The 10270-nt window shown below is 49.9% G+C and carries 7 protein-coding genes and 11 tRNA genes; all 18 read right to left on the reverse strand.

Annotation, left to right across the window (positions count from 1 at the left end):
• Positions 1 to 33 precede the first annotated feature (33 nt).
• Entirely contained in the window at positions 34 to 1458 is a 1425-nt protein-coding gene (locus tag BLW29_RS29595) for a CdaR family protein (protein ID WP_090986477.1), read from the reverse strand.
• Positions 1451 to 2290: a diadenylate cyclase CdaA gene (gene cdaA, locus BLW29_RS29600; protein WP_090986478.1), complete on the reverse strand. Its 840-nt coding sequence runs from the start codon at positions 2288 to 2290 to the stop codon at positions 1451 to 1453. The genes BLW29_RS29595 and cdaA overlap by 8 nt, the downstream gene beginning before the upstream one ends.
• A 138-nt stretch (positions 2291 to 2428) precedes the next feature.
• The gene (locus BLW29_RS29605; protein ID WP_090986480.1) at positions 2429 to 3052 is read right to left on the reverse strand and encodes an anti-sigma factor family protein; all 624 of its coding nucleotides are present in this window, start codon (positions 3050 to 3052) and stop codon (positions 2429 to 2431) included.
• Positions 3053 to 3175: 123 nt separating this feature from the next.
• The gene (sigW, locus tag BLW29_RS29610; protein WP_090986482.1) at positions 3176 to 3742 is read right to left on the reverse strand and encodes an RNA polymerase sigma factor SigW; all 567 of its coding nucleotides are present in this window, start codon (positions 3740 to 3742) and stop codon (positions 3176 to 3178) included.
• A complete protein-coding gene (locus BLW29_RS29615; RefSeq protein WP_090986484.1) occupies positions 3739 to 4662 on the reverse strand; it encodes an EamA family transporter in 924 nt (307 codons plus the stop codon). Before BLW29_RS29615 ends, sigW begins: the two co-directional genes overlap by 4 nt.
• Before the next feature lie 194 nt (positions 4663 to 4856).
• Positions 4857 to 7664 (reverse strand): phosphoenolpyruvate carboxylase, encoded by a 2808-nt coding sequence (ppc, locus tag BLW29_RS29620; RefSeq protein WP_090986486.1) that lies wholly within the window; start codon positions 7662 to 7664, stop codon positions 4857 to 4859.
• A 328-nt stretch (positions 7665 to 7992) separates the two neighbouring features.
• Positions 7993 to 8066: transfer RNA gene (locus BLW29_RS29625), tRNA-Gly, on the reverse strand.
• Positions 8067 to 8075: 9 nt separating this feature from the next.
• Positions 8076 to 8152: transfer RNA gene (locus BLW29_RS29630), tRNA-Pro, on the reverse strand.
• A gap of 24 nt (positions 8153 to 8176) precedes the next feature.
• Positions 8177 to 8253, reverse strand: a tRNA-Arg gene (locus tag BLW29_RS29635).
• A gap of 3 nt (positions 8254 to 8256) precedes the next feature.
• A tRNA-Gly gene (locus BLW29_RS29640) sits at positions 8257 to 8331 on the reverse strand.
• 162 nt (positions 8332 to 8493) lie between these two features.
• Complete coding sequence (locus tag BLW29_RS29645) at positions 8494 to 9336, reverse strand: ABC transporter ATP-binding protein (RefSeq protein ID WP_090986488.1); 843 nt, start codon at positions 9334 to 9336, stop codon at positions 8494 to 8496.
• A 299-nt stretch (positions 9337 to 9635) separates the two neighbouring features.
• Positions 9636 to 9715: transfer RNA gene (locus tag BLW29_RS29650), tRNA-Leu, on the reverse strand.
• A gap of 32 nt (positions 9716 to 9747) precedes the next feature.
• Positions 9748 to 9823, reverse strand: a tRNA-Lys gene (locus BLW29_RS29655).
• A gap of 9 nt (positions 9824 to 9832) precedes the next feature.
• Positions 9833 to 9907, reverse strand: a tRNA-Gln gene (locus tag BLW29_RS29660).
• 6 nt (positions 9908 to 9913) lie between these two features.
• A tRNA-Val gene (locus BLW29_RS29665) sits at positions 9914 to 9989 on the reverse strand.
• A 16-nt stretch (positions 9990 to 10005) separates the two neighbouring features.
• Positions 10006 to 10080, reverse strand: a tRNA-Glu gene (locus BLW29_RS29670).
• Between the two features lie 17 nt (positions 10081 to 10097).
• Positions 10098 to 10173, reverse strand: a tRNA-Thr gene (locus tag BLW29_RS29675).
• Between the two features lie 4 nt (positions 10174 to 10177).
• Positions 10178 to 10253 (reverse strand) — tRNA-Asn (locus BLW29_RS29680).
• Between the last annotated feature and the right edge of the window lie 17 nt (positions 10254 to 10270).

Consider the following 10270-nt stretch of genomic DNA (forward strand, 5'->3'; position numbering starts at 1 on the left):
TCTCAAATAACCAATATTCAACAATCGACCACACTACGGCACCGATGCTCCTGTATTCGAGTTTGCATTCGAATTCGTAGCGCCGCCATTATTGCCTGTAGCCTCACCGGCAGATTCATCTCCGGTTATAGCCTCTTCTCCGCCGTTCACAGCCTCGGAATCAGGCGTATTCGTCGCCGGATTTCCTCCGGTGTCTCCCCCGCCGGGATCCGTAATCGTCTCCGTACTGTCTGTTATCTCTACCGTAATCGTGATCGGCGTATTTGGTGCTTGATCAACAAACCGCGGCAGATGTACCTCAAGCGGAACATCATGGCTGCCTGGTCCCAGACCGCTTAAGTCTGCAATGAGCTGAACATCCTTAGACTCCAGCTGAGCCAGAACGTTCGAAGCCCCTTTCACAATCGCATCCACCATGCCGTTTGGAGGCAAAGTTACTTTGGCGTTCAAGCCCTCCGACAGACCAATCATCTTCACCGGCAAATGCGACATGACTCTCGTCTCGGCAGGCACAATCACATACTCGAACGTGACTGTCAGCGGATCTACTGTGGCAATTCCTTCTAATTGTGGAACATCGAGCTCCATCGTACCTGATTTTGTAAGCTTCGACAAGTCAATTGTAATGCCGTCATAATAATCATACTTGTCCAGCACGTCCTGCGGTCCGTATACCGTAATCTGTTCCACACTCTGCTTAAAGGAGGAAATCGCGTAACCGTCCGTAAGCTTGCCCTTAAATCCGATCTGCAGCGGCAGCTTCTTAAACGGTTTCGTTATTGGAATTTCCACTTCGACCACACTCGGGCTGATGACAGCGTCTGTAAGCTCATTGCCTTCCTTATCGTAAGCGATAAGCTTCATCTTCTTATCGTTAACCGTCTCTTCTTCACCCTCGACCGATACCGTGCCTCCGACGGACGCGACCAAATCCATCTGATCCTTCGGCAGTGTCACATGGACGCGGTTGTTCGGTTTGACAACAGGCTGTCCGACCTTGTACCCTTTACCCGGAACACCATCGGTCTTAACCGTTACCTCATATTCTTTCGTAACGATACGTTCTAATACGACCGTCACGTTGCTTGGCCGCACTTCAATAAGATCCAGTCCGCGAGGCAGATTCACCTTAACCGGAAGCACCTTCCGCCCTTCCGTTGCTTGGCTAAGATCGACCGTGACTTGATAATCATTGTTGCGAGAAGCGATCAGAAAATCCGACTTCGACCCCTGTACCGTCAAATGAACGACTTCCGGATCTAGCAACCGCAGCGCATAATTCTTATCATCCATCCCGATCGGCGTGACCTGAACCGCATCAATTTCCTGTGTTTCCGTCAGATTAGCCACCGTATTGGGCGTTTTTTCCGAATCGAAATGGACAACCGCCCACATCAGGATTCCGATCATCAATGAGAGAATCTTAATCGCCGTCGGATGGCTTAACCACTTATCCATGCTGATTGCCTCCTTTCCGTTTCCAGAAAGGTTTCTTCGCCCCTTGACGCTCGCGCGCTTTGGAGTTCGGGTTCAGCTCCTCGAACAGCTTCGAAATCAGGGATTCTTCTTTAATGTCGCGAACAATCATACCGCCGACTGCAAGCGAAATCTGCCCCGTCTCCTCCGAGACGACGATCGACACGGCGTCGCACACCTCGGTCACGCCGATTGCGGCACGATGCCTTGTCCCTAATTCCTTGCTGATAAAAGGATTCTCCGACAGCGGCAAATAGCAGCCCGCCGCCATAATTTGACTGCCTCGAATAATAACGGCTCCATCATGAAGCGGCGTATTCGGGATGAAGATATTAATAAGCAGCTCCGAGCTCACGATCGATTCCATTTGAATGCCGGATTCAATGTAGTCGGATAACCCGGTATTGCGTTCAAAGACAATCAAAGCGCCGATTTTGCGTTTGGCCATATAATTAAGCGACTTAATGATCTCGCCGATCCGATCACTAATATCCCGCTCCACTACAGAGGACCGGCTAAACAGACTGCCCCGTCCAAGCTGCTCCAGCGCTCTGCGAAGCTCCGGCTGAAAAATAATCAGAATCGTAACGACCCCGAACGTAAACATTTGATTCATAAGCCACTTGAGCGTATACAAATTGAACCAGGTGCTGATGGCCCATGTCGCAACCAGGACAATGATCCCCTTCAACAGCTGAACTGCTCTTGTTCCTCGGACAAGCAGAATCAATTTATAAATAATGTAGCTAACGACGGAAATATCAATGAGATCTTTGATCCATTCTTTCCAAGTCAAATCTGCAAAATAGTTCATCTGCCAACCCCCAAAGACCAAATGCCTGGGCATTTTAATTCTTTTATCGGATTTCTAACTTTATTATTTTCTAGAACCGGGGATGCAAATCCTTTTTTTTTCACAAAAAAACCTCCCGCAAGAGGAGGCAGTCATAAATCAATAGGCCAAACTGCTGATGGAATGCGTAACTTTGTACCAAAACCAGTCCAGCGCCTGGTCAATCTGCTTCACTTCTCCGGATATATGTGCGGTAGAGGCTTGATACAACTTACCTGAAATCACGGTAACATCGCCTTCTACATCGCCGAGTACGTTTGCTTTGCCGTTCTCAACCGTAAGGTCTCCCTTCACTTGGGCGCCTTCCGGTACAGTAACGGTATCCCCTTCAATAATAACATGTGCGAGATCCGCACCGCGTACGGTGAGATCGTTATCCTGCTGCCACATGGCGAGGAAGCTTGAGAACATCACAAGGGCGAATACGGCGGCAACCGACACGGCAGGATGATTCCGAATCCAGTTGGCAAAACCGATTCTGCGGCGTTTCACGGGCAGCGAGCTCATAATGTGACTCGTGAGCTGCGCGGATTGGTGCGGCGAAATCGTGACGCGAGTGTCCATCATCGAATGTGTCAGCGCTTCCGTCCGTTCCAGTTGCTCAAGCCTTACGCGGCATGATTCACAGGAATCTATATGAAGTTTCAATTCAGCCAGATCATCGTGAGGCAGCTCATCATCCAAATAATCATGCATCAGCATGACGGCGACGTTGCAATTCATAGCAGCCATTCCTTTCTTCATTAGTTACAGTAATATACGTTACGTGTGCAAGGCGGCGATGTTTCACTTTTTTTGAATATCCGCGCTTGACCAAAATTTCCCTATAACGCCATCCGCTTCTGCCTACAACTTATGCTCCAGTTTCTTACGAAGGAACTCCCGTCCGCGATGAACACGGGTTTTCACTGTCGTTACCGGCATATCCAGCACATCCCCGATTTCCTGCAAGGACAGCTCCTCTAAGTAGCGAAGCACCATAACCGACTTATACTTAGCCGGCAGCGTCTCAATGGCTTGATGAATGATTCGCTGTGTATCCGATAGCAGCATCTCGCTCTCTGGCGTGCGGTTATCACTAGGGATCATGGCGTAACCATCAAGACCCTCGTGTTCACCTGATTCTGCGTCCAAGGAATATACCGGCTTCCTCTTGCGCAACCGGTCGATACATAAATTCGTGGCGATCCGATAGATCCAGGTGGAGAATTTCATCGTATCATCGTATCGCTCTAGATTCTTGTATACACGCAGAAACACATCCTGTACGACATCCTCTGCTTCTTGACGGTTGTACAGCATACGATAAGACATATGATAAAGCTTGTCCTGATAAAGCTCCACGAGCTCTGCAAAAGCCCGTTGGTCGCCTTTCAAAGCTAATTTGGCTAATCTCGCCTCAACTGATTTCAATGCTTCTCCTCCAAACGCGCCGAGTTCCCCTTCCGTTTACCGGTCGACAATTCGGCTATTCCGATCCCTGCTACAATAAGCAAGATACCAACTACCCGCCCTACGCTGAGCGGCTCTCCAAGGATAGCCCATGCCGTCAAGATCACGACCGGCAGCTCTACAGCGCCAAGCAAGGCAGATAAGCTGCTGCCAATGCGGGGAATCCCGATATTAAACAGCAAAGTGGGTACCACTTGGGCCAATGTACCAAGCAGCAATCCCCAGCCAACCAGCGCTGCTTCTCGCCCTGCTGAGAAGGCCCCAGAGCCATAGAGAAGCGTAATGAGTATAAAACCCGCACTGACCATGACAGCGGAGCGTATAACCGTATCCTGTTGCCCCTCAAGCTGCCCCGTCCACCAAATAAACAAGCTATAAGACACGGCAGATAAGAATCCGGCCAGCACACCGGTGACACTCACCTTGGTCAGCCCGTTCTCCGGCAGCTGGGCGGCAAGCACGGTACCGATCATAACGATAACAATCGCAAGCAAGCGCAGCTTGCCGGGCCATGTCCGTTTCTGAATGCTGTCTAGCAAGATGGTAATCCATGTAAACTGAAAAAGCAATACTATCGCAAGCGAAGCGTCCAAACGCTGCAGCGCCGCATTATATAGAATCGTCGTCATCGCGAGTCCGCATGTACCGATAAGCACAAGCTTCAGCCACGAACCTTGCAGAGGATTCTGCCACCGCTTCCACCGTACCAGTGCAATCAGCCATAACAACACCATCGCTATACCCGTCTGATGAACGGTCACTTGCCCCTGCGTAAAGCCATCCTCATACGCCTTCTTAATAAATACCGGCAGCAGCCCATAGCTCGCAGCGCCCATCAGTACGCAAAGTAAGGACAGCCAATACAACGGATCCCGCTTCATGCGCAGCCGCCTCCCTACCAGATGACCGGATAACAACGAAAAAAGGCCGGACCCCGGGCGGACAACAACTGTCCGGGCGTCCAGCCCCTTTTATGAATGTTATGCACGATCTGGCAAAGGGATGCTACTGTCCCCCTTAGGGGGACAAGCATCTCGACCAATGCTGCCCAAGCCGAAGGCTCGGGCAAGCGCCATCAACCCGTGTTCCGAAGTCCCGCTGCAATTCCGTTGATCGTGAGCAGCACTTCACGCAGCAGCTCCGGATCATCGGCTTCGCCGTTGGCACGTTTCTCGCGCAGTTCCTTCAGGAGCTGCACTTGCATGTAGCTCAGCGGATCTACGTACGGGTTACGCAGACGGATAGACTCTTGAATAACAGGTACGTTATCCAGAATATCCGCTTGGCCTGTGATTTGCAGAATGAACGAAGATGTCATCGCATACTCTTCCTCGATTTGAGTGAAGATGCGGTCCCGAATCGTCGTGTCTGAAATCATGCAGGCATATTCTTTGGCAATTTGCAGGTCGGCTTTCGCAAGCGCCATTTGCAAGTTGTCAATTAATGTGGTGAAGAACGGGAATTTCTCGTACATGACGCGCAGCGTGTTCATCCGCTTCTCGTCACCTGCGACATACCCTTGCAGCGCCGTTCCGGCTGCATACCATGCAGGCAGCAAGTAGCGGCTTTGCGTCCAAGCGAATACCCACGGAATAGCGCGCAGATCCTCGAAACGGTCGCTACCTTTACGTTTGGCAGGGCGGGAACCGATGTTCAGCTCGCCAACCTCAGGAAGAGGCGTAGATTCTTTGAAGAACGTCATGAAATCCGGATCACGGAATATCAGATCCTGATACTTCGTCAGCGCCGTTTCCGAAATCCCGCGTGCGATCTCTTCCCACTCTGCTGTTGCTCCGGCTTCTTGCTCCGGATACTTCGCCAAGCGGGAAGCGGTAACCAGCGCCCAAGTCGCTTGCTCCAAGCTGCGGTAAGCGATACCCTTCATCGAGTAACGGGACGACAATACTTCCCCTTGCTCCGTAATCTTAATACCGCCGCCAACCGTATGCGGAGGCTGTGCAAGAATACTGCGGTTCAGCGGCATACCGCCGCGTCCGAGCGCTCCGCCACGACCGTGGAAGAACTTCAGTTTCACGTCGAATTTCTTCGCTGCACTTGTAATCGCATTAAGCGCTACGCGCAGCTCCCAGTTCGCCGTAACCACGCCGCCGTCTTTGTTGCTGTCGGAGTATCCGAGCATGATCTCATGCAGATTCCCGCGCGCTTCAACAGCTTGTCGGTAGATTGGCAGTGCAAACAGCTGCTCCATAATGCCAGGTGCCGCATGCAAATCGTCGATGGTTTCGAATAGAGGTACTGCCTGCAGCGTGCAGCGAACGTTGCCGTTCGATTCCTTGCGGAACAAACCGACTTCTTTGGCAAACACCATTACTTCAAGCATATCGCTCGCGCCTTGCGTCATGCTGATCAGGTAGCTGGAGATACAGTTCACACCGAACTCCGCTTGCGCACGATAGATCGTATGATAAACATCCAAGCACTCGCGAGTGCCTTCGGAATATTCAAAATGCGGCGAAGTAAGCGGACGCGGATCGTTCAGCAATTTATGCAGCAGCTCGATCTTCTCGTCTTCAGTCAAAGACGCATAATTATCCACGATGTTCATGTTCGCGAGCACTTCCGTCATCGCATTCTCATGCTCTTTACTGTGCTGACGAACGTCCAGTGCAGCTAGATGGAAGCCGAACAATTCAACTTGGCGAATCAGTTTACGAATGTGCGTATCCGCAACATAATCGGCAAAATGATTACGCAAGCTTCTGTCGATGATACACAGATCCGCTTTCAGCTCATCCGCGCTGTTATAGCGCTTAACCGAGCCTTTAAGCGAATCCTTCGATGTATTAGCGAGCTTCTCCAGCATATAGCCGAGTTTAACCCGGTAAGGTTCTTTATCGTTACGCCATAGATCCACACTGCGAGTGTCGATCTTCTCGCGATCACTCTTGATGGAATCCAGCAATTCTTGTGAAACCTCAATGATATTCGTGCTGAAGCTGAGCTGGCTCATAACTTCTTTCAGCAGCTCTTCATACTTTTCCAGTACAAGTCCGCGCTGCAGCGTTAAAGTCTCCCAAGTTACTTTTGCCGTTACCGAAGGGTTGCCGTCACGGTCGCCGCCAATCCACGATCCAAAGCGGAGATACGTAGGCACATGCCAGCGCTCTTCAGGGTAGTACTTGTCCAAGCAGCGCTCAAGCTCTTCATAAACACTTGGAAGCACTTCGAACAAGGTCTCGTCAAAATAGTACATGCCATTACGAACTTCATCGATAACCGTAGGCTTACGATCGCGAAGCTCATCGGTTTGCCATAACGTAAGTACTTCATTAAGCAGTTTCTCACGCAATTTCTCACGCTCACGGTAAGTCAGCGTTGGATTGTCCAGCTCAACGACATCCTCTGCAATGCGCTGATGAATATCAAGCACGGCGCGGCGAGTAGCTTCTGTTGGATGAGCCGTCATGACGAGCTCAAGAGAAATATCTTCAATAATGCTTCTAACATTGTCTACATCAATACCTTGATCTTTAAGCACTTGAATGGCGCTCTCGATCGATCCGGGCTGTACCGTTTCTCCGGCAGAACGCTCGTAATCGCGTTTACGGCGAATACGGTGATTCTGTTCCGCAATATTAACGAGTTGAAAATAAATCGCAAACGCACGAATGACCTGATGACGCGTCTCCGGATTCAAAGCATCAATGACTGCAGTGAATTCTTCATACAGCTCTGGCAGGAATTGCGCACGCAGCGCTTTACTCATCTCACGGATTTTCTCTACATTCTCCAGCAGCTCATGACCGCCTTGGTGGACAAGTACATCCCCAAGAATGTTCCCCAAGAATCGAACGTCTCGGCGAAGTAAATTGTTTGATTGCGGCCTTGTGCTTGTGACAGTCGTTCCAGCATGTTCCGACATTCCCTAATCCTCCTCCAGGTTTCGCATGATGCAAAACCACCTCGTAGCATAGTCTTTGTGTGTAACGGAGCAAAAACACTCGTAAGCAAATCTTCGGATTTAACGCATGAATTCTACTTGCCATGTGTATTTATACGACTTACTCTCAGATTTCAGGTCGTAAAATCATCAACATAAGCCTATTTAACCCGTTTTGTCGGTTTTTAACTTTAACCATCATACTACAAATTAACAATCGGTTGAAGCTTTTTCGAGCATGGAAGAATAAGGGTGAAACTATATAAAAATAAAAAGCCTTGGAGTACCAAGGCTTTGATTATCAATTGTATGGAGCGGGTGATGGGAATCGAACCCACGCTATTAGCTTGGAAGGCTAAAGTTCTACCATTGAACTACACCCGCAGAAGAAGATGGTCGGGATGACACGATTTGAACATGCGACCCCCTGGTCCCAAACCAGGTGCTCTACCAAGCTGAGCTACATCCCGTTATGTAATACTGCAATTAAAGAATGGCGTGCCCTGAGAGATTCGAACTCCCGACCTTTTGATTCGTAGTCAAATGCTCTATCCAGCTGAGCTAAGGGCACTAATGGAGCGGAAGACGGGAATCGAACCCGCGACCCTCGCCTTGGCAAGGCGATGCTCTACCGCTGAGCCACTTCCGCATGATCTCAGTCGCTTTTTCTCAAGCGCGACAAGTAATAATATATCATGTTGAATTGTGAAAAGCAACCCTTTTCCCAAAAAAAATATGATACCTTTGCAATCGCCGGTCATACTGCTATGACCGGCGATAAATCGCGCTAGTGACGCTGCTCTAACGGCTACTATACCGACATACTCAGCGGCTGTGGAATCTCTTGCTGAACCGCCGCTGGGACTCCTGTACGAGCCAGTGCATACGGCAAACACAGCGGCACGCCGGATCGAGGATCAAGAATGATATCCGCTTCGATGCTGAACACCTCACGGAGGACATCCTTGTTCATAACGGCAACCGGTGTACCTTCTCCAACCACGTTACCGTTCTTGATGGCAATCATATGATGGGCATAACGCGATGCATGATTCAAGTCGTGAACGACCATGACAATGGTTCTGCCGGCCGTTTCATTCAATTGCTGCAAGAGCTCCAATACTTCAAGCTGATGCGTCATATCAAGGAATGTTGTAGGCTCATCAAGGAACAGCATATCTGTCTGCTGAGCCAATGCCATCGCAATCCAGGCACGTTGACGCTGACCACCCGATAGACGGTCGATTGGCCGATCGGCGAATTCCGTCATCCCCGTCTTCTCAACCGCCCACTGGATTACAGAGCGGTCTTCCTTGCTGAGCGAGCCAAAACCCTTCTGATAAGGAAAACGCCCGTAAGAGACAAGCTCAGCCACTGTCAGTCCATCCGGAGCCGTAGGATTCTGGGGCAGAATTGCAAGCTGCTTCGCCACTTCCTTCGTGGATTGTTTATGAACTGATTTGCCGTCCAGAAGCACAGTACCGGCGGAAGGGGACATCAAACGAGCCATCGTCTTTAGAATCGTCGATTTACCGGATCCATTGGCTCCCACAAGCGCAGTGATTTTACCTTTAGGAATGATTATATTTAGATTCTCGACAATGAGCCGTTCCTCATAGCCAATATTGAGTTTGGATGTCATGAATGAATTCATCTATTTACAGCTCCTTGCAGAACAAACTGTCCTGCTCTGATAATATTTCTCATTATGGTACTATACCATGATAATCATTCTCACTTGATCCGTCAAGTGTTAGCGTGCGCTCATCGAAATTATATCCCCGCACCGTGCACAACTCTGTGAAGTAACGTTTATTATCGTGCAAATTGTCACAACATTCGGCGAAATTGTGGATAAGTAATGCAGTCATAGCAAGTGTTTCGCCGATTATGCCATAGTTATCTACAGAGTTATACACAAAAAGACCCTCAACGAGGGTCTTCTGTTTGTGATGCGCGTAGAGGGACTTGAACCCCCACGGTCGCCCGCCAGATCCTAAGTCTGGTGCGTCTGCCAATTCCGCCATACGCGCGCATATGCAATTCCATTCTCATTAGGTGAAAATGGTGAGTCATGTAGGATTCGAACCTACGACACCCTGATTAAAAGTCAGGTGCTCTACCAACTGAGCTAATGACTCAAACTAAAATGGCTGGGGATCTAGGATTCGAACCTAGGGATGACGGAGTCAAAGTCCGTTGCCTTACCGCTTGGCTAATCCCCAGTATACTGGTGGAGGCTGACGGGATCGAACCGCCGACCCTCTGCTTGTAAGGCAGATGCTCTCCCAGCTGAGCTAAGCCTCCGGGATAGTGAGAAAAATGGTGACCCGTAGGGGACTCGAACCCCTGTTACCTCCGTGAAAGGGAGGTGTCTTAACCACTTGACCAACGGGCCTTCTTGCAAAAAATCACTGGAGCTCTCAACCGGAATCGAACCGGTGACCTCATCCTTACCATGGATGCACTCTGCCGACTGAGCTATGAGAGCATAATGGCTCCCCGAACAGGACTCGAACCTGTGACAACTCGATTAACAGTCGAGTGCTCTACCAACTGAGCTATCAGGGAACAGTGTTATTCAGGAA

Source organism: Paenibacillus sp. CF384, assembly GCF_900106745.1.
GTDB lineage: Bacteria > Bacillota > Bacilli > Paenibacillales > Paenibacillaceae > Paenibacillus_Z.

What these genes read in the sequence shown, in the direction of transcription:
- BLW29_RS29595 (WP_090986477.1), bottom strand. Translation starts at nt 1,458, where the DNA reads ATGGATAAGTGGTTAAGCCATCCGACGGCGATTAAGATTCTCTCATTG.
- cdaA (WP_090986478.1), bottom strand. Translation starts at nt 2,290, where the DNA reads ATGAACTATTTTGCAGATTTGACTTGGAAAGAATGGATCAAAGATCTC.
- BLW29_RS29605 (WP_090986480.1), bottom strand. Translation starts at nt 3,052, where the DNA reads ATGAATTGCAACGTCGCCGTCATGCTGATGCATGATTATTTGGATGAT.
- BLW29_RS29615 (WP_090986484.1), bottom strand. Translation starts at nt 4,662, where the DNA reads ATGAAGCGGGATCCGTTGTATTGGCTGTCCTTACTTTGCGTACTGATG.
- ppc (WP_090986486.1), bottom strand. Translation starts at nt 7,664, where the DNA reads ATGTCGGAACATGCTGGAACGACTGTCACAAGCACAAGGCCGCAATCA.
- BLW29_RS29645 (WP_090986488.1), bottom strand. Translation starts at nt 9,336, where the DNA reads ATGAATTCATTCATGACATCCAAACTCAATATTGGCTATGAGGAACGG.